The following is a 26,013-nucleotide window of genomic DNA, read 5'->3' as shown; positions in this document are numbered from 1 at the left end:
GTAGAGAATATATATAGTTTGGGAGGTAATGTATATTGAAGAATCATATTATTGGCGTATACGACAATGAACAACAAGTGGTTGAAGTTGTTGAGGATTTAAAAAAGAAAGGCTATACAACCGAAGAAATTTCAGTCATTGCTAAAAACACAAAAAAGCTGCCTGAAATTGCAGAGGAAGTAAAACCCTCCACTAAGGACGGAGCCATAGCTGGAGCTGCAACCGGAGGAGCAATTGGTTTAGCCGGAGTGATAGCAGGGTTATCGACTGTATTGATTCCTGGATTTGGCGCTGCGTTGGCAGCAGGTCCTATCATTACAACAATTGGAGGAGCAGTCATAGGGGCCAACTCGGGTGCTGGCGGATTAAAGCATGCACTTATGGAACTGGGAGTCACAGATGATGAAGCTGAACGCTATTCTAAAGATGCTGAGGACGGTAAGATTCTTGTATTCCTTCATCCGAAAGAGTGAAGACGGATTGGAATTAAATAAATGAAACTGCCAGCCATATTCAACTTGGCTGGCTTTACTCTGACTCTCCTAATTTAGCCATATAATCGATCAAGAAATGCAAGACGATGAGCGGCACAATCGAACCTATTCCGATATATATGATTGAAAATAATACACCGACAATAGTTGTTCTGACGACGCCGTTTATGAACCCTTGATACGTGTGAGCGAGACCGAACAATAGTGAAGAAATAATAATGATGATCCAAACTGACAAAGTAGGGAATAAATAAGTCAAAGCAAAAAGTAAAAAACTCCGATAGATAATCTCTTCTGTAACTCCTGCAGAAAGCGAAACGTAATTCCATGCCTTTTTCTCTCTAGCTGTAACGGGCATGATGTCTACAAAGCTGCTTTCTCCCCATTCTTTCTCTTTCGCCTTTGCCAATTTAGCTCGAATCTTATCGCTAACATGATAACCAATGGAATAATACAAGATCCCGCATATATAAAGAAGCCCAATCGCAAATACCGAATACGTAACCAATGGCCCTAAAAGATCCGTGTTTATGCTTGGAATAGACAAACCGATATCGGTTAACGTAAGCTCCGTAAAAACAACGAGCAGTAAAATGAATACAGTAGGGACCCATAATCCAATGATGATGTTCTTGAAATACTTCAACCTGGCATGTTCATTTCTTCTTACTTCCACTTTAAACTTTTGAAAACCGAGGTAGCCAATAATAGGCTCGTATACTAACGTGAAGATGATCACTAACCAAAAACCCCACACCATATCATTTTTCCCCTTTCCTCCTTATTTGATTAAATCATTCGTATGTCATTCATCGGTTAGTTGAGTATACGCGGCAGGGGGGATAGGGTTTCATGTTTTCAGGATTTGTAAGCGAAGTGGAATAACTATATGATAGGCAGTTGCATTTTTAATAGTTTATGGCTAAATCGATGGTTTCATGGTCCATGCTATGTTCGCGGATTTTTACGAATGCTTCTTAATAAAAAGGAGAAAGCTTCTCGGTATTCCTATAAAATAGAAAATAGATGACGCGATAAGCAAGGAAGGGGCTAATTTCACTTGAAAATACATGGAACGAAAAAGCTATTGGATGCAATTCCATTTGAAGTGACGGTTGATAGCGCGGAAGAGGAAAATGAGCTTTACGCATGGCATGCCAATTTGCTTGTGATTGATCGGCGGAAAACGCTCGTGCTTATGAATAACAGCAGCAGGTATGTCATCGTGCTGCATGGTTTGAAGGCGAAGGAATTCAAGAATTTGGATCAAGTCATTCGGGAAGCGATCCGCAAAACGTTCAGGGCGGAGCGGATCCGCGAAGACGTAATAGAGCGCTATCTTGAGGAGGCAGGCCCTCTATCATTCCATAAGACGAAGAATCGGTCATTTGTCGCCCAATTGAACAAGGCGTGTGACAACGTATGGTTTGACTCTCGTGACTTGGATCCTGATGTGCTGATCAATACAGAAGTGGCGAAACGGGCGAGCCGATGGTTGGTGGGCGTTGGGAAGAAGGGAATGGTTTATCCATACGAGGAACTGCGCAAAGATTTGTCCACAATGGCGGAGGGTCCAATTTTCTCTACGGACGCTGCCGTCATGAAGATTTCCATGCCGTTTGAAGGGCTTTCCATCTGGCGGCGTGTGCGAGTTCCACTCAATATGCCTTTTACCGAGTTCCATAACATGCTTCAAATTCTGTTCGGTTGGACAAACAGCCATCTCCACGAATTTTACGTGTTCGATCAATCCGAAACGACGGAGCCATATCCCTACTTCTCGCCCTATCATGTCACAGGCGATTATAAACCGGTCTTGAATATCGTCATGAACGAGGAGCTGATGGGCTATCCGAAAGAAGTGGAGAGTGTGCTTGAAAAAAACATATTATTATCCGACGTCATTCCAAAGTATACAGTGCTGAAATATGTATACGACTTCGGCGATAATTGGCAACACGAAATCATCGTGGAGGAGACCGTGAACGACGAGCCCGTGGAATTACCGGTCTGTCTGGACGGCAAAGGAGATGGACCGCCCGAAGACTGCGGTGGAGAACCGGGATTCCATGAATTCTTGGAAGTCATGGGCGACACGTCTCATCCTGAGCATACTTCAATGAAGGAGTGGGCGGCAGGGCAGTTGTATAGCAGGTTTGATAAGGGATTGGTGAATCATCGGTTGAGGGGGATGTAAGGTGTTGATTAGAGTTGGCGGCTTAATACTTCTGACTCTTATTCTTGTCTAGCCAGGTACTTCGACTCAAAAATACTTACTATTCAATCGATAAGTAATCATCGGTATGATAGACTAATAGTAGCAACGACATATAGCGGATGGACGGTTGGCACTCCCTTTTTTAGAGGTAAGGCAGACTAAGGATGCCGCGTCCTGCGGTAACGTCTGCATGACTCGCATCGTGCGAGCCCGTGCTTATATGGTGACATATGAAGCAATGGACATGATGTTCCAATTTGGAATATTCATCGCAACAGCTGGACTAGCGATTGCAGCAATCACTGCACTAGACACCAAAAGAAAAAAGTAACCACCCACCGTTGACTGGCAAGAAAGCAGGGTAGTTACTCTTTTTAACACGTACTATTCGCACTTGGCCAACCGCACTTCATGCGGATGTCTGTTGTGTTATGGCCGGATATTCCAGTATCCGGTCATTTCTTATATGCTCAGTTTACCATTACTAAACGGAGTTTGCATATTACTACTTATAACCATTCAATTAATTAACAAACATTTTAAAGAATCCGAAATGAAACAAGGGAGGTTACAATGAAATGGGAAGAAGTTTGTAAATTACACCCGAATCAATATGTAAAACTGAATATCCTTGACTTCTACGTAGAAGACGACAAAAAGTTCGTGACGGATGTAGCACTTATTCATGTCATAGACAATCCTAAGACGGCTATGATAGAGTTGTTTCTCTCAAAGGGCGACACCATTGTTTATCATACAAGCACCAAAGAAATCGTAATTGAATTGAGAAACCGAAGGACTTCCTGGAATTTAAAGACTAGCCAATAAAGGTCTTGGTTAGTTCCTATTGCAATCATTGCCCATTACATCAATAGGAAAAAGCAATTAACCTACCGCATTTACTGTAATTAGAAAGAGCCACACGAATTTAGTTCATATAAATGATTGGGAATGCAGACTTGTGGCTGGAATAAATAATGGAGGGGAATTTAGTGACGGAAAATATTTGTATTTATAGTAAGGAAGTGCATGATGATTCCGACATTAAATCGGGAGATCACATTTTTTTAGCCGCTATTGGTGGTATTGAAAAACTGCCTACGGCTTTTGTTTCACATGCAGCTAACAATCATTTTTCTAAATTGGAAATGCATTTTACTAGAGAGTCATTAATTTCTCTTAATCGTCATTTTGAAGGACCCGGGAAACGGGGAAAGCTAAATCCAAAGTATGCAACAAAATCTAAGGTTAGTATTGTAAAATCGCATAAAGAGAAAGAGGAGAAAGAAAAGTATGCATTGGGGTATCTGCAATTAGGAAAGCCATACACTATTAACCAATTTATTTTTAAATTGGATAGCAAGGACAATAAAGAGATATCAACATCAATCAATCCCGTCCATTTGGATAAAAAATATGATCCTCAAGAAGTTCTGCATCTATTTGTTGAACAAGTTAAATTGTCTGGAGATTATCTCATTATAGAAGATGAAGAGCTTCCAAATGAGATTGCGTTGTTTGGTGAACTGGATGGGAAATGGTTCTTAGGGCTGAATAATCGAAATCAAGAAGCTTTAGCGCTAGAGTATATAAATATAATAAAAGGTTCAAAATCAGTAGAAGTCAACGAAGCCAAACATACATCGTCACAAGTAACTGTCCATTTTAAAAGCGAAATTGATATTGAGGTAACATATCGAGTTGCCGCTAAGATGGTTTTCAATTATTTAGCCTTTGAGAAAGGACGTGCCTTCATCTTACATTCACAATTTGATAAATTACGAAAATGGATTTATCAAGGGGAAGGAGAGAATGAATTTGTTACTCTTATTGAGAGTGACAATATCATGAAAGAACGCTTTGGCACCCTGTATCCTGAAAGTGCACATTATGTATTTGTTACGCAAATAGATAAGCAGTTGGTTGGTATTATTGGGTTTTATGGAGCAACGTTTTCTTTTGCGGTTAAATTGGCCGATTTATCGCACGACGAAACATCCTTTTACAATCTCAGCGGATTCATTTGTGATTGGAAAAATAGAAAAGAATATAAGTTGATTGATTACATTGAGAAAATGACAATCGAAAATATGAATATTGATAATTTTATTGAGTAACCTTAAAGTGTGAATACTTTAAGGTGCTTTTTATGTACCAAATAAATTCCACAATCTCATGGATAGTATTGAGGCAGTTTGTATTCATTGATATCATAAGAAAAGGTAATTCAATGTATTTGATTTAAATTATGAAAGTAGGATTCTATATGTCAACAGCAAACATCGGATTTGAAGAAAATCTATGGTTAATGGCGGACAAGCTTCGTGGAAGCATGGACGCGTCTGAATATAAAAATGTTGTACTTGGTTTACTGTTTTTGAAATATGTGTCGGATTCTTTCGAGGAGAAATTTGCAGAACTGCAAGAGGATGAGTGGGCAGATCCGGAAGATAAAGATGAGTATCTTGCTGAAAATATCTTCTGGGTACCAAAAGAAGCACGTTGGACATTCATCAATGAAAATGCGAAAAAACCGGAAATTGGGCAAATCATCGATAATGCAATGATCGCGATTGAAAAAGAGAACGAATCGCTACGCGGCGTGTTGCCGAAAGATTATGCACGTCCTGCACTCGATAAAACAAGGCTCGGGGAAACGATCGATTTGTTTTCATTCAAAATAGGAGACAGGGAAAGCCGAGCGAAAGACGTGTTGGGGCGTGTTTACGAATACTTCCTTTCCAAATTTGCAAGTGCAGAAGGAAAAGGCGGCGGGGAATTCTATACCCCGATGTCCGTCGTAAAGTTGCTCGTTGAAATGCTTGAACCATATAAGGGACGCGTCTATGATCCTTGCTGTGGTTCTGGAGGTATGTTTGTACAAAGTGAGAAGTTTGTTGAAGAACACCAAGGAAGACTTGGGGATATCGCGATTTATGGTCAAGAATCGAATCCGACAACATGGCGTTTGGCGAAAATGAACTTGGCGATCCGCGGGATAGATGGAAACATCGGCGAGCAAAACGCGGATACCTTCCACAATGATCTTCACAAAGGCTTAAAAGCTGATTATATACTAGCAAATCCACCTTTCAACATTAGCGACTGGGGCGGGGAGAAACTAAAAGAGGATGTCCGCTGGCAATTCGGCACCCCTCCGGTCGGAAATGCCAACTATGCTTGGATTCAGCACATCATTTCGAAGTTAGCTCCTTCTGGCACAGCAGGCTTTGTCTTGGCGAATGGGTCAATGTCAACGAGTACGACATCTGAACTTGAAATCAGGAAGAATCTAATCGAGCAGGATATGGTGGAGTGCATTGTCACTTTACCAGGTCAATTATTCTACTCCACACAAATCCCTGTCTGCCTTTGGTTTGTGACGAATAACAAAGGACGTAATGGCAAACGCGAACGAAAAGGGGAAATCCTCTTCATAGACGCTCGGAAAATCGGCCATATGGCAACCCGTACGTTGAAAGAGTTCTCATCAGAAGATATTAAGAAAATTGCGGATGTCTTTCACGCTTGGCGAGGGACGAATGAACAAGCTTATGATAATGTTGCAGGATTCTGCAAAGCTGTAACATTGGATGAAGTGCGGGAGTATGAATATATCCTGACTCCTGGACGTTATGTTGGTTTGGAAGCAGCTGAAGAAGACGACGAGCCGTTTGAAGAGAAAATGGAACGACTGACAGGGGAACTGGCAGAGCAATTTGCAAAATCCAAGGAGTTAGAAGACCAAATCCGTAAAGCGTTGGAGGGGATTGGGTATGGAGTTTGAGGTAACTTTGGCGGAGGATTATTGTTTAAAAGTTGCGGATGGAACACACGATTCCCCCAAGAACACAGAATCAGGATATAAATTAATTACTTCCCGACACTTACAAGAATTTAATCTAGACTTCGCAAATGCGAATTTCGTTTCTGAGGCAGATTACGAAGCTATTAATAAAAGAAGTAAAGTAGATCAGTTTGACATTCTAATCAGTATGATAGGCACTGTCGGAAGGGTATATCTTGAGAAAAACTCTAATATAAATTATGCGATAAAAAATGTAGGCCTTTTTAAAAACAAAAGTGAATTGGAAGCAAAGTGGCTATTCTATTATTTACATAGTCCATTGGCACATGAATATATTTATCAAAATCTTAGGGGCTCTACCCAGCAATATATACCCCTAGGATCTTTGAGGAAATTTCCTGTCAAACATCCAAAAGTTAAAGAAGATATGGAAAAGGTTGTAAACATATTGGACGACATTGACAAAAAAAGAGAGAGCAACCATTTAATTATTTCCAACCTAGAACAACTTGCCCAAACCCTTTTCAAACGCTGGTTTGTCGATTTTGAGTTTCCAAATGAAAATGGTGAGTCTTACAAATCGAGTGGTGGGGAAATGGTGGAAAGTGAGTTGGGGATGATACCAGATTTCTTTGCTGTTAAAGAGTTGAGTGAATGTTGTGAGATCAAATATGGAAAAGCACTAACTAAAAATAATAGAATTGCTGGTCCATATCCCGTTTATGGGTCAGGTGGTATTACGGGTACTCATAATGAATTCCTAGTTGAAGGACCTGGTTTAATTATGGGAAGAAAGGGTTCAATAGGTACTCTTTATTTAGAACCAAAAAGCTTTTATCCAATTGATACCGTTTTTTATATTGAGAGTGAAATATATCCTGTTCTCTATTTATATACTTTATTTAGTCAATTAGATTTTACAAATTCCAACAGCGATTCCGCCGTTCCTGGTTTAAATAGAAATATGGTATATCAAACAAAAAGGGTTATCCCTACGTACAATCTAGTTTATCGATTTAATGAAATACTTGAGCCTATTTTTGAAAAGATTTTTTTGCTTGCAGAAGAAAATAATCAGTTGGAAGAATTACGAGACACCCTCCTCCCAAAACTCCTCTCCGGAGAAATCGAACTACCTGACGAAACCGAGGTGACAGAGAATGTACCAGTTTCATGAAGATCATTTAGAGCAAGCCGCCCTTGAGTGGCTTGCGGATTTTGGATATGAGGTTAAAGATGGGCCAACGATTGCAGCGGATGGTGAATACCCCGAACGTGATTCTTACATTGATGTTGTGTTAAATGGCCGGTTGGAAGCAGCATTGCAGAAGATCAATCCGAAAGCTTCCATGGAAACGATTGAACGTGCTGTGAAGCTAATTACGATGGTGCAATCGCCAAACCTTGTCGTCAATAACCGTGCATTCCAAAAGTTCGTAACGGACGGGGTTGATGTGGAAGTTCGCACAGCTGATGGAAGAAATACAGTGGAAAAGCTATGGCTGTTTGATTTCCAAAATCCGTCGAACAACGATTTTATGGCCGTCAATCAATTTACTGTCGTCGAGGGGAATTATAACAAACGCCCGGATATCATCATCTTCGTAAACGGTTTGCCCCTTGTCGTCATAGAATTGAAAAGTTCCACGGATGAAACAGTAGGCATCACTGAAGCTTACCATCAGCTTCAGACATATAAGCAGGCGATTCCATCTTTATTCCAATTCAATGCTTTCCTTGTCACGAGCGACGGTGTGAATGCACGGGCTGGTTCGCTTACTGCAAATGAAGAGCGATTCATGATGTGGCGGACTGTGGATGGACAGACGATTGCATCATCGGCAATACCTCAGCTTCAAGTACTCATTCAAGGTATGTTGGAACCTGTTGTGTTCCTTGATTTGCTTCGTCATTTTATCGTCTTCCAGACAGATGGGGAGAAGACATTCAAGATCCTGGCTGCTTACCATCAATACTATGCTGTAAATAAAGCGGTGGAGGAAGCGAAGCGGGCGGCATCCGAATCGGGAGACCGGAAAATCGGGGTTATTTGGCATACTCAAGGATCCGGGAAAAGCCTGTCGATGGTGTTCTATACTGGGAAACTTGTGTTGGAAATGAACAACCCAACGATTGTTGTTTTAACGGACCGGAATGATTTGGATGATCAACTTTATAATACATTTTCAATATCCAGTGATTTATTGCGCCAGACGCCGAAACAGGCGGAAAGCCGTGGTGATTTGAAGAAGTTGTTGTCTGTTGAATCGGGCGGCATCATCTTTACGACAATGCAGAAGTTTGCACCTGAAGAAGGCTCGACTGAAATGGATGCGTTGACGACTCGCCGGAATGTTATTGTCATGGCGGATGAAGCGCATCGGACACAATATGGATTTGGAGCACAAGTGACGAAATCTGCAAATGATTTATTCACGAAATACGGCTATGCAAAATATATGCGTGATGCATTGCCGAACGCTTCGTTTGTCGGATTCACTGGTACACCAGTCGAGTCGGCGGACAAAAATACACCGGCCGTATTTGGGGATTATATTGATATTTATGATATGACGCAAGCTGTTGAGGACGGGGCGACGGTGAAAATCTATTATGAAAGCCGGATTATCAAGTTGGACCTGCCGGAAGGTTTGGATCTTGACGTGGAGTATGACGAAATTACGGAGTACCAAGAGCAAACTGACCGTGAACGGTTGAAATCGAAATGGTCACGCTTGGAAGCGCTTGCCGGAGCAGAGCAACGTGTGAACCGGTTGGCGGAAGATATCGTGAACCATTTAGAAGCAAGGCAAGAAGCGATGTTTGGAAAAGCGATGATTGTTGTCATGAGCAGAAGGATTGCGATTGAGTTATATCAAGCAATCGTCAAATTGCGTCCTGAATGGCATTCGGATGATGACAATAAAGGAGTTATTAAGATTGTCATGACAGGCTCATCCAGCGATCCGGAGCATTGGCAACCTTTCATCGGCAATAAAAAACGACGCGATCATTTGGCGCGTCGGATGAAAAATATAGACGATGAACTGAAAATCGTTATCGTCCGCGATATGTGGCTCACTGGTTTCGACGTACCTTCCATGAGCACGATGTATATTGATAAACCAATGCGCGGCCATAACTTAATGCAGGCAATCGCAAGGGTGAACCGTGTTTTCCGCGATAAGCCGGGCGGTCTGATCGTCGATTATATCGGCATTGCCGACAGCCTGAAGGAAGCTTTGAAGCAATATACAGACAGTGACCGTGAAAATACCGGTATTGATACTGCACTAGCAGTGGATCTGATGCTTGAGAAATTCGAAGTCATTCAAGAAATGTTGTACAAGCATGATTATGATGCGTTTCATTCGGACAAGCCTTCCGAGCGTATGAAAGCTATTACGGAGACAATGGATTTTGTAATCGGGTTGGGGGAAGACGAGAAGAAGCGGTTCATGCAGGTTGTAACTGAACTCGCGAAAGCATTTGCATTATGTGCAACTGAACCAGAAGCGCAGGAATTGAACGCAGAAATCGGATTCTTTAAAGCGGTTAAAGCAGGCTTAGTGAAATTGATTCCTGTCGAAGGTCAGAAGAAAACGGCTGCGCAGATTGATGCGCAACTGAACCAGTTAATTTCAAAATCGGTCATCTCTGATGAAGTAATCGATATTTACGACTCATTGGGCATTGAAAATCCAGATATTTCGATCTTATCGGATCAGTTTTTGGAAGAAGTGCGCGTATTGCCACAAAAGAACTTGGCCGTTGAGTTATTAAATCGGCTCTTGCAAGGCAAAGTGAAAAACGTCCAACGCACGAATTTGATCAAAGCCAGGAAATTCACGGACATGCTAAATGCTGCGATTAATAAATACAACAAACGTGCTATTGAAACTTCAAAAGTTATTGAAGAGCTGATCGAGCTGGCGAAGGAAATGAATGAGTCGTATAAAGCCGGTGAGAACACAGGTATGATCCAAGAAGAAGTCGCTTTCTATGATGCGCTTTCCTCACATGAAACAGCTGAAGAAGTACTCGGGGATGAAATTTTGAAGGCGATTGCCCATGAATTGACAAAGGCAATCAAGGAGAATATGAGCATCGATTGGAACTTGAGGGAATCAGCAAGGGCGAAGATGCGGATTACTGTCCGGAGACTGTTGAAGAAGTATGGATATCCACCTGATTTGCAGAAGATGGCGGTGGAGACAGTGGTGAAGCAGGCGGAGTTGATGGCGGGGAATATGTGAAATTTGAAGTGCCAGGCAGTATTTTTTGAACGTCTGGCACTATCCCAACGACAAATTTGATTTTTAGGAGGTTTTTTTATGAAAATAATTTGGCTTGAAATCAGGGACTTTAGGTCAATTAAGGATTCAGGTAGAATCTATGTAGATTCTAACATAACAGTATTAGCGGGAAAAAATGAGTCCGGGAAAACGAATGTCCTAAAAGCGCTTGATTGCTTTTCAAGAGATAAGTTTTCTGAGGATGATAAACCGCAGGATTTTCATGTGGTAGAAGATGAAGTCTTAAATCCAACAATTACAATATCGTTCGATATACCTGCCGAAGCTCTTAATGACATCTCGGAAATTGGTGAAAAATACTCGAAGTTAGAGAGTCTTGAGTTTATTGTAGAAAGATCCATGAGAGTTCAGGATATTCTCTCGGGAAATGCACTCGAGGCAATTCAGGAATCGATTGTAAAACAATTTGAAGAAAAAAATAAAGAATTAATTGATAAGTTCCAACTTATCGAAAATAATATAAAAGATTTAACTCTTCCCACTGTTTCTACGCATACTCCGGACGACATCCAGAGCTATGCTTCGGAAATAAAGGGTATTTTCGATGAGGAAAGTCTTGAAATTGATGAGGATTCCGATGAATTTAATTCAGTCGTGGAAATTAGGAACATTGTAAAAAGGATTACAGAAATCGCAGGTGGTTTCGCAGAAACGGAAAGTGAATTGCTGAATATATTGCCGAAGTTTGTTATGTTCGATTCCTTTACAGATATTTTACCAAACAAAATACATAAAGAGGATGCTCCCAAAAAAATCGTAAAAGACTTTTTTAAACTCACTACCATAGAAAGTGCAGAACTCCTCTTTGAGAAGACGGGACAGGAACGTAAGAGAATGGCTGACAAGGTATCGACAACAATTACTGTTCAATTTGAAAGCTTTTACAGTCAGAATGAAATTAAATTAAAAATTTCAGTTGATGGTGACGAATTGTATTTTTATATTTACGATAAGGAAGAACAATCTCCTTTTAGACCAGATCAAAGGAGTAAGGGATTCCAATGGTTCCTGTCATTTTTTATTACATTATATGCTCAAGGCGACGAATCATTAATTATTCTTATTGATGAACCTGGACTCTATTTACATGCCAAAGCCCAAGAAGATGTTTTGAAAATTTTAGAGGGCTTGTCCGAAAAAAATCAAATTATCTTGACGACCCATAGTCCATATTTATTGGACCCGACTAGATTAGAAAGAATTAAACTGGTATATAGGGATGAAGATGAATTTTCTAGAACTAAGATAGAAAATAAAATTCATAGAAAGGCGGATCAAGAGACTCTAACTCCTATTATTACCGCAATCGGTCATGATCTTTCTAGGAGTTTAACTTTCTCAAATGAATTGAACATCTTGGTGGAAGGAATATCGGATTATTACTATTTACATGGGATGTTTAACTATCTTAATGACACTTCAATGATTTTAGCCAATATAATCCCTTGTGTGGGGGCCACAAAAATTCCAAATTTAACATCATTATTGATTGGTTGGGGCCTTGAATTTAAGGTGGTTATTGATCATGATTCGGAAGGTATTAGGGTAAAGAAGGATTTAGAAAAACTCGCGATTGATGATAGTAAAATCATTTTTGTTACTGAGGAAAAAGGTAAAGAGATTGAGGACTTATTTACCAAAAGTGACTTCAGGTCAATTGTTTTAATGGAAGACGGAGACAAATATAGTAAAGATAATTCAGTTGTGGTGAAAGGTTACGATAAAGTGTTGTTAGCAAAAAAGTTTAAAGAAAACATTGATAAAAACAAAGGAAAGATTAAATTAGATAATGAAACTGTGAAAAATTTTAGTGAGCTCTTCGAACGTATATTCAGAGAAAGTTCACAGGGTGTTTTCACTTAATCAAAAAAGGTGGGTGCCTGGCAACTTACATAAAAAGGAACATTCCCTTTTGTCATACCGAGAGGCGATTGGGGAACCTCTCACTCAGCTATGTTCAAGTTTCATATTGAGTAAGGTGAAGGGAACACCTAAGCGTCAAAAGGATAAAAAATAGCAGTATAACGAACCGTACAAAAACTCTATCCATAAGTATCTAGCTCGAATAGAATGTGTTAGCTCATCTCGAGCTAATCGTTTTAAAGGGAACCTGCTAATCCAGACCGTCTGATGTTAGCTCCATTGGGCGGTCTTTTTCATATCACTAGTTTTCCTCGTAAGCCCTCCTATCGGAATAATTGAAGAGTTCTGACACACTGGGTAAATAAGGATATATATGAGAACAAATAGGGGTATTCAAAAAGGTATTTTAAGCCTTTAAAAGGGGAATTGGTGCTTTGTTAATTAAATACGCTATGATACTGGGGAGGAAAAATTTGTATAAGTCGATTAAAGTACGCTTGAAAACAGATTTAACAAAATACTTATCCGGATTAATCGCAGGTACTGAAGGGGTAACTGTAGGAGCAAAGGGAATGTGGAGTAGAGGTTCCGATAGGTTTATAAGCGTTCATTTTCAAGGAAAGGGAACACTTGATGTTCTTTGGAATTCACTAGAAATTATTGATGAAGAATACTTAAATGAAAGAAAAGAGACTGAACAAAACTTATGGAAGAGCTTAGAAGTGCATATGACATAATTAAATGCGTTGGTCCAAGGGGTGGTTTCAAATGCTTGTCGTATAGATATACGGATTCAGATGGAATTAGACATAGTGTAAGTACCAATTTTCGCGATAAGGCAGATAAATTAATAAATACGTTTGAAGAATATGGAATAAACGTGGTAACTAAAGTTTTGAAATGATTTCATGCAAGATGTTGGATACTTCAAATCAAAGTTAGCTTACTCTGGGTATGTCGAATTGAAACTCGAAAAAACCGTGTTCTGTGAATGCTTCACTGCTGATTTTGGCAGGTAGTTCACTGTTATCTGTGAAGACGTTATATTTCTTGCGCGCATACCGGTAATTTCCGATTAGATCAATAATAACGCAATGTGATTTGCCAGCCGCAAGTCGTAGTCCGCGTCCGATCTGCTGTGTGAAGACGGTAAGTGATTCCGTTGGACGAGCGAACAGCAACGTGTCTACAGAAGTCGCCAGTCAGTATCTTAATCTCAGCTCCGCGCATCGCAGCTTCCCGCAACGCCGAGGGTTGCAGCCGCAAAGATAGAATTTATACTCCAAGGAAATAATGGCGCACTTTGCGTTGCGGTATCTTCAACAAATATAGAAATAGTTTATTGACGTTCTAATGTAAATTTGTTACAATTCATCTATTGTTTTTTTAAAAGAATAGAATTACCTTGTATAATTTCAAGAATACGGCTTGAAAGTTTCTACCAGCTACCATAAATGGCTCGTCTACAAGGAATGTGAAATAGATGCAATTTTATATTCCTTTTTGTAGAAAAAACTTTGTCCTAACTAAGGCCAAAGTTTTTTTATATTATAGGGCATAATAGTATGAACTAGCTGAAAAGTTATCCTTGAAACCATGACCATTCATTCTTTACTTTAGCAAATAGGAGATTACAACATGAGAAACTTTTTTAAATTTACTGAACGGAACACTTCCTATAAGCAGGAAACACTCGCAGGCGTAACAACCTTCCTATCCATCGCGTATATACTAGTCGTCAATCCACTGATTCTCAGCCAAGCCGGGATGGATAGTGGGGCTGTATTTACTGCAACCGCGCTTACTGCGATTATCGGTACACTCCTTATTGGGCTGCTTGCGAACATGCCAATCGGAATTGCACCAAGTATGGGTTTGAATTCATTTTTCACTTTTTCTGTCTGTATTGGGATGGGCATACAATGGGAAGTCGCGTTGACCGGTGTTTTTATTGCAGGAATTATTTTTATGCTTTTAAGTGTAATGAAAATCCGGGAGAAGATTATTAATATCATCCCGTTGAATTTAAAATATGCAATCGCTGCTGGAATTGGATTCTTTATTTCATTTATTGGGTTGAAAAATGGAGGGCTTATTATTTCCAATCCTGATACATTTGTTTCGATTGGAAACTTAACATCACCTACGACCCTACTAGCCATTTTTGGCTTGGTACTTACGATTGTTATGTTAGTACGTGGAATAAATGGAGGAATTTTTTATGGAATGATCATTACCACGATTATTGGAATGATGGTCGGATTAATAAATGGTCCTTCAAAAATTATTGGAAGTATACCGAGCTTGGAACCAACATTTGGTGTCGTGTTTTCCCATTTAGATCAGATTTTCACCCCTGAATTACTAGCAGTGATCTTCACTTTTTTAATTGTTGCCTTTTTTGATACGGCAGGTGCTTTAATTGCCCTGGCCAGTCAAGCGGGAATGATGAAAGGAAATACTGTGCCGAATATAGGAAGAGCATTGCTTGCTGATTCTACCGCTAGTGCAATTGGAGCTATATTGGGAACATCCACACCTGCGACGAGTGTTGAATCTTCTGCCGGCATTGCAGTCGGTGGTAGAACAGGCTTTACGTCTGTCGTTATTGCTGCTTGTTTTACAATTGCGTTGTTCTTTTCACCGATTTTATCTGTTATTACATTGGAAGTAACAGCCCCTGCGTTAATTATTGTAGGCGCATTAATGGCAATGGAAATAAGAAAAATAGACTGGAGCAAGCTGGAAATTGTGATTCCATCCTTTTTAACCATCGTCATGATGCCCCTCACTTCTAGTGTGGCAATCGGTCTTGCATTTGGTTTTATTCTTTATCCAATTTGTTTAGTAGCACAAAAGCGGTATAAAGAAGTTCATCCAATTATGTATGTGATTTGTTTGTTATTTATCCTATACTTTGCTTTTATCGTGTAGCTTTAGGTAAGAAAATTGAAAATAGAAACCAGGCATCCGAACAATTCCGAATTGCACGGGTGCCTGGTACCTTTATTTATTCATTCATGACTAATAAATGAAGTTCAATTCACTTTTAAAGAAACAAGCGCATTGTGTATGGCCTCGAGTTTCGTTTCAAGCCGGTGCAAGAGATAAAAAGATACAAAAATCGGGAATCCGATTTGCTGTATTAATGTTAGCCATTGTTCCATTTTGAATGAAACCTCCTTCATGATAATTTTAAAAGGCTCCCCAGCCGGGCTGGAGAGCCATTTTTGTTATGCTTTTACAAGATCTTCTACGGTACGTTCGATAATGCGAGCTCCTTTAACGGTTGCAAGAAAAGAGCCATCCACTTCAAAAACCTGTGAATCAATAATTTCCTGCATGGCTGCCTCCACTTCGGCTGGTGTCAATCCAGCTTTCGGCTCGTCCACTGTTAGGGATGTCTGTTTTCCCGCAGCCGTCGTGAAGTTCAATTGTAACGTTTTCGCCATTCCTCATCTCCCCTTTCTACTAAGTTTTCTACTTAGTTCATAATGTCTGCTGTTTCTACCCTTTCTGCTCCGATGAATGGATATTCGGAGAGCTGTGCCAATTGTGTAAGGGCGTTGTGTAGGTTGTCAGCCGTCGCCCCTTGTGCGATGTTACGGTAGGATTTCGATTTTCGGATCATTTTCCCATCCTCCGTCATCCCGCCGTCGAAGTACACTTTTCCAACTGCATTTCTGAATTCGAATGTCGCCATTTGTTTTCCCTCCCTTCACTTACTATATAGACTTGAAATGATGAAACGGATACTTACTTCGTGCTTTGAAAAAAGATTTAAGGTGAAAGCTTTTATGTCTTCTGAGATGCTCGACTGTAATAGGGTCTATAGGTGGCTTGTGTTTTTGCAGAAAATTAAGGAACAGTTTCATTGAATCAGGTATAATGTAGGATAGTTCAATAGATTAAAAAGCGTGGCTAATAGATTATGAGCAGGTGGGGAAATGAATTTTTTTAAGTTCTTAACGACTAAGCGAGACGATACATCAACAGAACACGAGATAACAGAAAAGGAACACGTGAAGATAGATTCATTACCACCTGTCCGACCTATGGTGGATGCAGATACGCAAGCTTACCTATGGCAACGTGATCTGGAACTGAAAGAACAAGCGAATCAGCAATTGATAGTCAATCAAATAAAATCCGATGAGCTCGTCAAGGAGCAATTAAGAGAAATTGAAAATTTAAAAGAGATCATAGGCCAATTCGAAGCGGAAAATGCAAAACTCGCAATGCGTCCAACACAGGAGGAGTTAGCCCGAAAAGAGGACCATGTTCAGCAATTGGCAATGCGGTTGAAAACGGTCATTCAGAGTCACGTCCCCATGGAGTCGTACGAACAGGCGAGACAGGAGACAGTGGCTGCAGAGCAAAAACTACGTACAATGACGGCTGCGGCAGAGCAACTCAAGCTAAAGGCTGATCATTTGGAGTCGGAGGTCCAGTCAAGTACACCAACGGCTAAACATATGGAATTGGAGAAAAAATACGCGGTACTGCAATTAAGCCATTCTTTACGAATGGTGGAAAACGATCGGTTGGCTAAGCGGCTGGATGAAACAGAAAGGAAATGTAACCAGTTACAACAGTTCATTGAAGCAATGGAGATGCCAGCATCTGCCGCTGAGGAACAAGCTGCGTCGGTCGTAGATGAAATAGTAATCGAAGAGAATTCCGTCCAGGATCATAACGATAAAGAAGGTATCTTGGCTGTCTTAGAAGAAGCGATTGCTGTACAGCTTGAGTTGGAAGAAGAGGAACTTGAATTTTTTGCAACTCCATCCGTGTTACCGCAAGAACAGGTTGTTGACCAACCAATGCATGTCGAGAAGGAAATCGATGAAGATCAGATGTTGCAATCAATGTCTGAAGTGATGCTGACAACGATGTCTTCTTTAGAAGAAACAAAAGTGCCTGAAGAGTCCAAAGCTCCTTCATTCCCGGCCTATAGTGAGTCCTCATTTCTAGCGCGGGATGACAAATCGGAGTATGGATTTTTGCGTAAAGTAGTTAGCATCATTAAGTCTTTGATGAGACCGATTCGGAAAATCGAGTTTGACAGTACATATGAGGTGGATTACGCATCCGCATATGCGGAAGGGATCATGCGTAAACAATCATACGAACATAACCGTCGCATGCAGGGGATTGAAGATAAGCCTTATGTGGCGCGTGTCGATTTCGTCACGAAGAGCGGGGCGGAAACGATGTATATCGGGGAACAAAGCATCGATGGATATGTGACCTCTTGGAAGGCGGAAGCGGCCTCCCTCTATTACTTGCGGACAGTTGGCCAACCGATTTCCCATAGGACACTCGGTGATGTCATCGTCGATTATATCCGACAAATTGATATACGAAGTGGAAGTATCCAAAAACTCCACCCGCCACTCACAGCATCGAGCCAATACTTCCAAGATGAAGGACTGGTGTCAGCGCTGTCGGATAAACGTGGAGTGGACATGCAGGAAATTGTAGCAACATTGCAGCGCGAGCAATATGAAATCATTCGTCTTCCGATGACGAAGCCGATTATCATCCAAGGTTCTGCAGGAAGCGGGAAGTCCGCCATCGCGCTTCACCGATTAAGTTATCTGTTGTTCAAGTACGAAGATCTATCGCCGGAGCGCGTTGCTATTTTAGGGCCGAATGAAGCGTTCTTGGCTCATATTAAAAACGTACTGCCTTCCCTTGGCGATTACGGCATTAAACAGACGACACTCCTTAATTTGGCTTGTGACATCCTTGGACTTTCGCCGTCAGGTATTAAGCGTCATAGCATAACGGAGCTCGAGCTTGTCAAAACGAAAGGCTCCTTGGAATTCCGGGCAATTGTACAAAGAAAGACGATGGGGACATTCAACGATCTTAGGATTTGGGCAAAACCCGTAATAGCCGATTCAATTGCCGTTCCGATTCTGCCGATTTTGCGGGAAATGGAAAGGTACCCTGACTTGTCTTTGAAAGAGAGGGAAAACCTCTACTACAACTTCTTCCTGAAAAGTGTGCAGAAAGAGATGAAGGAACGGAATGAAGTAGCTCGAGAATGGAAGCAATGGGTGCGCGACGAAGCGAAAAAGATAGAGAAGCAGGAAACTACTAGTTTGTCGCTCATCCAAAAGAATTTCATTTCCGAGAGGATTACCGAACTTGGGGAGTTATGGAAATGGATGAAACTTGTAGACGATCACGCTGAAGATCCTTCACCAGAGACAAAAAAGAAGATAGCTGCGTGCCGTCTACAGTTCATCGCAGCCATCCAACATGCCATCCAATTGAAACTAGACGAACATGGGGAAAATCTGAAAGGGTGGCTTGCCCAAGTGGTGGACGAGTCGCTCATCTCAGAAGACTGGCATAAGCATATGAAGCGGAAAATGCGAGAAGAGAGGGAAGTTGTACTTCTTCAGCAGATTGTTGCGCAACGTGAGGAAGTATTCAGTACAGCCGGTTTGACGGAGGATTCTGTGGTCAAAGCAGAGCTCGATAACGTGCAAGAACAGCTGCTTCAAGAATTTGCTGCAGGGAAACAGGACTTCTTCGAAAACGGGAAAGATCAAATTCAGCAGGCCTTGTATACGGAAAGTCTAGCTGGAATTGAACGTTCCTATTACCGACAGATTTCGGCAGCCTTACAGAGGGAGTATAACCTCCAGTACAGTTTCAACCACCAGCTTTCGGGGTTTGTGTTTGAAGAGGAACTCGTTTTATCCGCTACCGAAGAGAAGAAGTTGCGTAATTACGTGAAGAAGAATTTGAAAGCGGATCTCTTTAGCTTTTATGAAACGGCGGTACAAGCTGCAAAAGAGGAAGGAATGCTGCCAGCTGAGCACGATACAAGTGCCATGTATTATGAAGACTTACCGGCACTTTTGCATATTGATAGGCTTCTGAATGGGGCTCCGAAAGATCATCTGCTGTCCTACTTGATTGTCGATGAAGCACAGGATTATATGCCGTACGAAATCACTGAACTGCATGCACTTACCCGAAAGAATGGCATCATGCTCATAGGAGATCTCGGGCAGAATCTAAACCGAGCCAATACGCTGCAAGACTGGAATGTACTTGGCGAATTAATTGGCGACCTTTCGCTGCATGAGTTGAAAGCAACTTACCGCTCAACTGCCCAGATTGTAGAAGTAAGCAATGAAATCATCGGGCCGTTCGCTTCGGGGAAATATTCGCTTTCAGCAGAGACGTTCCGGGAAGGCGAGCCGGTTGAGTTCCTACAGTTCATTGAAAGCATGGAAGAGGAGGTATTGATCCACATCCTCGAGCACGCGGTCTATGAGAGCAAGTATGCGCCAGTAGCCGTCATTGTGAAAGACGAATCGATGATCGAGCGGTACCATTATATGATCGATCCCTATTTCTCTGTCGCGATTCAGACGGCGGGAACACTGCCAACAGGTACAAAGGTAGTGATCACGACTCCTTCAGCTGTAAAGGGTCTCGAATTCGAAGCTGTCGTCATTACTCGTTTCAACGAGTATGCACCAACTGACGAAGATCGTAAATTAGCCTACGTTGCGACAAGTAGGGCATTGCACCAGTTATATATGATGGTGGAAAGAGGGAAGTCTTGTTTGGTGGGTACCGTAAGCTAAGCATACGTATCGCCTTTAGAAAACTAGAGAACCACACAAGCGAAAGCCGGATTTTGATAAATATCAAAGTCCGGTTTAATTTTTACAAACCCATTCTGTTAATACGCGATTAAACTCTTGGGGCATTTGAACGGGCCAACTATGTTGAGCATTCGGAATCTTAGCTGTTTCAGCCCCTTGTATAATTTTAGGTGCAACCTTTAGAGACTGTAAAATGCCGCTCGATTCTTGATCGCCTGCTACGAAGAAAATCGGATTCTTAATGACAGCATAAGATTTATCCAACCTAAAATTCATAATTTCATACCCAATCGCTTCATAATTTTCTCTTGTCAATAATCGGTAGTTTCGAATGAATTCTTCAGTTTGATATTCAGGCAATTGATAGTTTTCTTTAGCTAAGCGATAAAGATAGTCTGTGTTACTGAGCGACCGTTGAATGAAGCGTGATTGGATGGGCAAAAAAAACTTAAAAGGCATAGGCTTTACGGTAATGCCACTGATAAAAGCACTTTTGACCTTATGCGGATAATGTTTGGCGATTTCCAGAGCGACATGCCCCCCTAAGGAAATCCCCACTATATGTGCTCTTTGATTGCCTATGACGTCCTCTGCAATCATTTGTGTCGTGGTAGCTAAGTCAACCCAAGGAATATCTGCATTTTTCCCGTGTCCCGGTAAATCCACTAGGCAGATTTGGTAATCAGTAAAGACATCGACTTGCTGCCACCACATCCAAGAACTTGCGCCGATTCCATGGATGAAGATAATCATTTCTAGGTCACTGTCCCCATGAATCTCAAATTTCATCTCATATTCTCCCATCATTTCATTGTTAATCGTCCCGTTGTATGTCCAATCCACGATGATTAAGCGATTGGTATCGAATGTATATAGTATAGCTCAATCATACGATGTCTTATCGTGTGAGATACTAAGTTCTAATCTAATGTAGAGCTCTTGCGCGTGAATTATTCAGAAAAGCAAAAAAGTATAGATTGATTCCTTTCTTTAGTAGAGGTAATGTAAGACATATAGTATAGGGGGGATTGAATTGAAGTATCGTAAGTTAAATAATGGCATTGAAATTCCAATCGTAGGAAGTGGTACAAATACGTATGGTAAAGAGGGAAACCAATACTCAGGTGCCTTAAGAGGAGACACGCAAGAAATCGACTGGGCCATTGAAAACGGCTACCGTCATTTTGACTCTGCTCAATTATATGTAAATGAAGAAGTTCTTGGAAATGGGTTAAAGAAGTCATCTCTGCCACGTGAAGATTTCTTTATCACTACGAAGCTCAATACATTTGAAGGTTTCGGTGGTGCAGACTGGGCCCATGCTGAAATTGAAAAAAGCTTAGAGAAATTACAAACTGACTATATTGATTTGTTCCTTATCCATAAACCATGGGATGATCATGCTGAGATGTTGGAGGCATGGACTCTTTTGGAAGACTACTATAACCGTGGTGTGTTCAAGTCGATTGGTGTTTCGAACTTTGAAAAAGAACATCTTGATTTACTACTTGAAAATAGCAGTATTACACCAGCTGTTAATCAAATTAAATCTCAAGTCGGAAATTGGAATGAAGAATTAATTGCTTATAATGAAAGTAAGGATATTGCAACTGTCGCATGGTCTCCATTACGCGGTATCGATGAAAATGCTAAGCGGGTTTTAGACGAAATCGGCAGCCAATACGGAAAAACATACGCACAAGTTGTTTTGCGCTATCAAATTGAACGTGATGTCATCATCATTCCTAAGTCTCATAATAAAGACCGCCAAGCACAATGCTTGGATATCTTTGATTTTGAACTGACTGCAAGCGATCGAGACCGTATTGCTGCCTTATAATGAAGTTTCGGGTACTCGGTTCTCATTGAACCCGGTACCCTTCATTAATTTTCATTTACATTACTAAAATCAATCTGGAATGGATTAGGAGGTAGTATTGGATATATACTACTAAACAGTTTAAGGCGCAAAGTTCTTCTTTAATATGTGAGCTGGCAATTTTTCCGACAAGATGTGAATCCATTAGATTACTAATTCAAAATGCCTGAGAGGATAGGGAAATCTATGCTCTTGGGTGTTTTTTATGGGCCTTTGAAGTACTGCTATATGTACGGGTGGGGAATTATAAGGGGATGCGAATATTCAAATAATCTTTATTATTGACATGGAGCATATTGTAATTGTTATGGTACTATTTAATTAGTGAGAGTTTTGTGGAAAAAGGACGGACGATGGAAGAAAAGGTGGCGAGAATATTGACAAACTTTCAAAGGATAGGCTCGATTAGCAACGCTCACGTTGGAAGGGAGTTTGAAGACATTGCGTTAACCTATTTACATGAACAGGGTTTCCAATTGATCAAAAATGCAAGTGTCCAGGTAGGTTTGCATCGTAAGAAGCGGAGGAATTTTGATCTCGGCAGTGTGCCAGGTTCAAAGGAAAAGGTTGTAGTGGAATGCAAGTGCCATAGGTGGACTGCTGGTGGCAATGTGCCAAGCGCGAAGCTGACGGTTTGGAACGAAGCAATGTTCTATTTCTATCTACTGCCAGAAGGATACAAGAAGATTTTCTATATCTTGCGGGATTACAGCGAACGGCGCAATGAAACCCTTGGAGCCTATTATGTGCGGACACAGTCGCATTTGATTCCTTGGGACGTTGAGTTCTATGAATATGATGAGGAGACTGGATCAGTGGAGATCATAAAATCGAGAGAGTTGTTCTAGAGGGGGGAGGTCAAAGAGAAACTTTGGATAGTCATAATCCAATAGCATATCTATAATCTAGTTAAAAAATAGACACACGAAGATCATTGCCAACTGAAATGGGGGATTTCATGAGTGCGGATAACAATATGATGGCGGGGTTTTATAAGGGGATATTGTCTACAATCGAAATGTTTATTGCATCAAGTGCGTTTCCGTTTGTCGTTATGTTCGTGATCTTGTCGATCATACTGCAATGGAAAATGCCGGTTATCAAAGGGAAGTATGGAGAGTGGGTTGTAAAGGCCAAGCTGCGGAAATTAGGGGATGCATACACGGTCTATCATGATGTGTATATTCCGAATGGAGAGCGGGGACTGACGCAAGTGGATCATATTGTGACGTCAGTGTACGGCGTATTTGTCATCGAAACAAAACATTATAGCGGTTGGATTTTCGGGGATGAATATAAACCGTACTGGACACAAGTCATTTATAAAAAGAAAACAAAAATGCACAATCCGATCCGGCAAAATTACGGCCATGTGCAAGCTTTGCTTACGTACATAGGACAAGCGGAAATGCAGGAAGTCCATTCTATCATCGCCTTTTCACCGAATTCCACTTTTAAATTCAAAAAGGAATTTACCTCCGCGCATGTTATACAGTTTCCTGAATTGCTGGCAACAATTAAGCAGTACAAAGAGCAGCGCATTAGTGAGGCTACTGTGAAGGGAATCAATGAACAGCTTGCGAAGTTATTGGTTAAAGATATAGGCGAAAGGAAACGCCTTAAGACAGAGCATTTACAATCGATTAGGGAAGCCAAGGGTACCAAACAGCCGGCACGATCAAAGACTACGCACTCGAAGAATATGTCAAAGCAGAGTGACTCGGTTCTACATGCAGCTTGTCCAAAGTGCAGTGGGACATTGGCTTTGAAGTCGGGTAGGTATGGGAAGTTTTATGGGTGTAGTAATTATCCTACTTGTCGGCATACGGAGAATGTGAATGTTAAGCGGCAGAGTGTTTAGGATGAAGATACAGGTAATTGTTTGGGAGCTAGAAATAGTTCTAGTAGGAGTATTTAGTTCTAGAGGTAGAATAAAGGAGATTAGGAGATTATATGGTAAAAATTACTTTAACTGAAGATATAATTGTGGCTGTTTCTAAACTAAATGATGACTCAACAACAAACAGGAGAGATCCAAGTCATTCTGATTTAGAATTTCAGATTAATAAATATGGATTAGATCAAGGAGATCCGAAAAAACAAGGACAAACAGTTGGGAAAGCCAAAAGGATTCGATATGTACTTAATTGGGCATTGGAATTTAATTTAGACTCAGGGGAAAAGTTATTGGTTGCTTTAATAACTTTAGTGCGTGGAGTAGGAGGTTTTAGAAAGGGATCTCCGAATTATGTTGGTGAAGAAGAAATAATAAACTTACAGCAAGTTTTGAAAAACAGTGGTTATAACATGGATGATTCGGGAATCATTGGACATTTGATATTAGATAACCTAACAGAGGTTGAAATGGAGGAAGCTCTATGGAATTATGTCCGTAGAGCAAAAAAAGGACAAGAAGACGCAGCCTTACTTACAGGAACAAGTAAAGATTTGTTAGAGGCTGTTGCCGCACATGTTTTACTCAAGCTATGGGGGACATATCCCCAAACAGCAAACTTCCCAACATTATTGGGACAGGCTTTTGTAGCTCTGGGTTTAAAAACATCATTAGAAGAAATAGCACAAGCAACTTCAGTTGATAAAGCTAAAATGAAAATGGAAGTTTCTTTATATCAACTGGGTTGTTCAATAAATATGTTACGAAACAAAGCAGGCACTGGACATGGAAGACCTTTTGTTCCTGAAATTTCTAATGATGATGCGCGTTTAGCAATTGAAGGAATGGCAATTATCTCAGAACATCTATTAAATAAATTAAGAATTACTTGAAGACTTTTAACCAACAAGCACTTATTATTAATATGGATTTTAGAAAGGAGTTTCAAATGGCGAATTATGCTTTAGATCAAACTAGGGAATTTAAAGTTTTATTAAACCAAATTAGAGCCTTTCAAAATGTTGTTCAGAGTATTATTGAAAATAATGAAGCTGCCGAACATTCAAGGTACGAATCTTTTCGTGATATGGCTGATATGTATAATGATCTAACTGAACAAGTAAAGGCTAAAACAAAGGTTCCAAGCATGTTTTATTCATTTAAAGTTGAAAATATGGGTACCTATCACAATACATTATGGGGGGAGCAAAAAAGAATTTTAGAGCAAGTATTAGCCGCTACCAAAATGCTTTACGCTACATTAGAGGGAAATGTAGACTTTGTAGACGATGAATTCGACAATCTTGAAAACTTTATAAAATCGAGACTGCGAACTGTAATATTCGATAAACCACTGAAGGAAGTAGAAGTTCAAAATGCAATTGAAACCTTACTGTTAGGTCGCGGACTAAGTAAAGGGATTGATTATTATAGAGAAAGCGGGAAATTTGAGTTCTCAGGGAAAGAATTCATCCCTGATTTTATTATCCCGAAATTAAAACTAAGTATTGAAGCCAAGTTATTACGTGAGGGAAAAAAATCAAGTATTATAGAAGAAATAAGTGCAGATATTACGGCTTATGCAAAGCAATATGAACGACAGCTATATATAGTATATGATTTAGGTGTTATTCAAAATGAGGAAGAATTCAAGAGAGATATTGAAAGTGTTGATGGAGTTAAGCTATTGATAATTAAGCATTAATAATGTGAAATAGGTGACTAAAGGGTGGTCTTCCACCTCCCGTAAGAAGGGATGTGGTCGGTCAATATCTGAAGCGCTTATGCCTACGTTTACATTTGGAGTATTAATCGTAGCAATACTGTCGTTCCACAACAAAAAATAATCCATCCTTGAGTGTCCGCTCATAATGGATAGATTATTTTGTCCAACTAGCTGATCC

At 40.5% G+C, this 26,013-nt stretch carries 22 protein-coding genes and 1 riboswitch; of the genes, 17 read left to right on the top strand and 5 right to left on the bottom strand.

What is annotated here, in order from left to right:
- Positions 1–35: 35 nt before the first annotated feature.
- Positions 36–473 (top strand): general stress protein, encoded by a 438-nt coding sequence (locus AC0L13_RS16605; protein ID WP_473641550.1) that lies wholly within the window; start codon positions 36–38, stop codon positions 471–473.
- Between the two features lie 55 nt (positions 474–528).
- Here the strand turns inward: AC0L13_RS16605 and AC0L13_RS16600 are convergent, their stop codons facing one another.
- The gene (locus tag AC0L13_RS16600; protein ID WP_473641548.1) at positions 529–1,254 is read right to left on the bottom strand and encodes a CPBP family intramembrane glutamic endopeptidase; all 726 of its coding nucleotides are present in this window, start codon (positions 1,252–1,254) and stop codon (positions 529–531) included.
- Between the two features lie 300 nt (positions 1,255–1,554).
- Here AC0L13_RS16600 and AC0L13_RS16595 point away from each other — a divergent pair, with 300 nt between their 5' ends.
- From AC0L13_RS16595 to AC0L13_RS16550, 10 genes are all read left to right on the top strand, one after another.
- Entirely contained in the window at positions 1,555–2,691 is a 1,137-nt protein-coding gene (locus AC0L13_RS16595) for a plasmid pRiA4b ORF-3 family protein (protein ID WP_473641545.1), read from the top strand.
- 241 nt (positions 2,692–2,932) lie between these two features.
- Positions 2,933–3,043, top strand: coding sequence for a putative holin-like toxin (locus AC0L13_RS16590; protein ID WP_473641542.1), 111 nt, complete (start codon positions 2,933–2,935; stop codon positions 3,041–3,043).
- A gap of 242 nt (positions 3,044–3,285) precedes the next feature.
- On the top strand, positions 3,286–3,540 hold the full coding sequence (locus AC0L13_RS16585) for a hypothetical protein (RefSeq protein WP_473641540.1): 255 nt from the start codon (positions 3,286–3,288) through the stop codon (positions 3,538–3,540).
- A gap of 164 nt (positions 3,541–3,704) precedes the next feature.
- The gene (locus AC0L13_RS16580) at positions 3,705–4,829 is read left to right on the top strand and encodes a hypothetical protein (protein ID WP_473641538.1); all 1,125 of its coding nucleotides are present in this window, start codon (positions 3,705–3,707) and stop codon (positions 4,827–4,829) included.
- 149 nt (positions 4,830–4,978) lie between these two features.
- Complete coding sequence (locus AC0L13_RS16575; protein ID WP_473641536.1) at positions 4,979–6,499, top strand: class I SAM-dependent DNA methyltransferase; 1,521 nt, start codon at positions 4,979–4,981, stop codon at positions 6,497–6,499.
- Complete coding sequence (locus AC0L13_RS16570; RefSeq protein ID WP_473641534.1) at positions 6,489–7,697, top strand: restriction endonuclease subunit S; 1,209 nt, start codon at positions 6,489–6,491, stop codon at positions 7,695–7,697. The genes AC0L13_RS16575 and AC0L13_RS16570 overlap by 11 nt, the downstream gene beginning before the upstream one ends.
- Positions 7,681–10,776, top strand: a complete 3,096-nt coding sequence (locus AC0L13_RS16565; protein WP_473641532.1) for a type I restriction endonuclease subunit R — start codon at positions 7,681–7,683, stop codon at positions 10,774–10,776. Before AC0L13_RS16570 ends, AC0L13_RS16565 begins: the two co-directional genes overlap by 17 nt.
- A gap of 78 nt (positions 10,777–10,854) precedes the next feature.
- Positions 10,855–12,699 (top strand): ATP-dependent nuclease, encoded by a 1,845-nt coding sequence (locus tag AC0L13_RS16560; RefSeq protein ID WP_473641530.1) that lies wholly within the window; start codon positions 10,855–10,857, stop codon positions 12,697–12,699.
- A gap of 473 nt (positions 12,700–13,172) precedes the next feature.
- Positions 13,173–13,436, top strand: coding sequence for a hypothetical protein (locus tag AC0L13_RS16555; protein ID WP_473641528.1), 264 nt, complete (start codon positions 13,173–13,175; stop codon positions 13,434–13,436).
- 648 nt (positions 13,437–14,084) lie between these two features.
- Positions 14,085–14,185, top strand: a riboswitch (purine riboswitch).
- Positions 14,186–14,337: 152 nt separating this feature from the next.
- The gene (locus AC0L13_RS16550; RefSeq protein WP_473641526.1) at positions 14,338–15,633 is read left to right on the top strand and encodes an NCS2 family permease; all 1,296 of its coding nucleotides are present in this window, start codon (positions 14,338–14,340) and stop codon (positions 15,631–15,633) included.
- A 104-nt stretch (positions 15,634–15,737) separates the two neighbouring features.
- On the opposite strand, the gene AC0L13_RS16545 is transcribed toward AC0L13_RS16550, so the two are convergent.
- The 3 genes from AC0L13_RS16545 to AC0L13_RS16535 all read right to left on the bottom strand — a co-directional run bounded on the left by AC0L13_RS16545 (position 15,738) and on the right by AC0L13_RS16535 (position 16,402).
- Positions 15,738–15,866, bottom strand: coding sequence for a YvrJ family protein (locus AC0L13_RS16545; RefSeq protein ID WP_473641524.1), 129 nt, complete (start codon positions 15,864–15,866; stop codon positions 15,738–15,740).
- A gap of 66 nt (positions 15,867–15,932) precedes the next feature.
- A complete protein-coding gene (locus tag AC0L13_RS16540) occupies positions 15,933–16,151 on the bottom strand; it encodes a DUF2922 domain-containing protein (RefSeq protein ID WP_473641522.1) in 219 nt (72 codons plus the stop codon).
- A 32-nt stretch (positions 16,152–16,183) separates the two neighbouring features.
- Complete coding sequence (locus AC0L13_RS16535; protein ID WP_473641520.1) at positions 16,184–16,402, bottom strand: DUF1659 domain-containing protein; 219 nt, start codon at positions 16,400–16,402, stop codon at positions 16,184–16,186.
- Positions 16,403–16,646: 244 nt separating this feature from the next.
- Between AC0L13_RS16535 and AC0L13_RS16530 the strand changes: the two genes are divergently transcribed.
- The gene (locus tag AC0L13_RS16530) at positions 16,647–20,315 is read left to right on the top strand and encodes an ATP-binding domain-containing protein (protein WP_473641517.1); all 3,669 of its coding nucleotides are present in this window, start codon (positions 16,647–16,649) and stop codon (positions 20,313–20,315) included.
- A 75-nt stretch (positions 20,316–20,390) separates the two neighbouring features.
- Here the strand turns inward: AC0L13_RS16530 and AC0L13_RS16525 are convergent, their stop codons facing one another.
- A complete protein-coding gene (locus AC0L13_RS16525) occupies positions 20,391–21,125 on the bottom strand; it encodes an alpha/beta fold hydrolase (RefSeq protein WP_473641515.1) in 735 nt (244 codons plus the stop codon).
- 244 nt (positions 21,126–21,369) lie between these two features.
- Between AC0L13_RS16525 and AC0L13_RS16520 the strand changes: the two genes are divergently transcribed.
- The 5 genes from AC0L13_RS16520 to AC0L13_RS16500 all read left to right on the top strand — a co-directional run bounded on the left by AC0L13_RS16520 (position 21,370) and on the right by AC0L13_RS16500 (position 25,814).
- A complete protein-coding gene (locus AC0L13_RS16520) occupies positions 21,370–22,176 on the top strand; it encodes an aldo/keto reductase family protein (RefSeq protein ID WP_473641513.1) in 807 nt (268 codons plus the stop codon).
- Between the two features lie 341 nt (positions 22,177–22,517).
- A complete protein-coding gene (locus AC0L13_RS16515) occupies positions 22,518–23,063 on the top strand; it encodes a hypothetical protein (RefSeq protein WP_473641511.1) in 546 nt (181 codons plus the stop codon).
- A gap of 110 nt (positions 23,064–23,173) precedes the next feature.
- Positions 23,174–24,076 carry an NERD domain-containing protein gene (locus AC0L13_RS16510; RefSeq protein WP_473641509.1) on the top strand — a complete coding sequence of 301 codons (903 nt, stop codon included), beginning with the start codon at positions 23,174–23,176 and terminating at the stop codon, positions 24,074–24,076.
- A gap of 92 nt (positions 24,077–24,168) precedes the next feature.
- Positions 24,169–25,002 (top strand): abortive infection family protein, encoded by an 834-nt coding sequence (locus AC0L13_RS16505; RefSeq protein ID WP_473641508.1) that lies wholly within the window; start codon positions 24,169–24,171, stop codon positions 25,000–25,002.
- Positions 25,003–25,058: 56 nt separating this feature from the next.
- Entirely contained in the window at positions 25,059–25,814 is a 756-nt protein-coding gene (locus AC0L13_RS16500; protein WP_473641506.1) for a PD-(D/E)XK nuclease domain-containing protein, read from the top strand.
- Positions 25,815–26,013: the final 199 nt, after the last annotated feature.

This window comes from Sporosarcina sp. QA0331 (assembly GCF_055808055.1).
The sequence above is the reverse complement of the archived record's forward strand: the minus strand, read 5'-3'. Positions and strand labels throughout refer to the sequence as shown.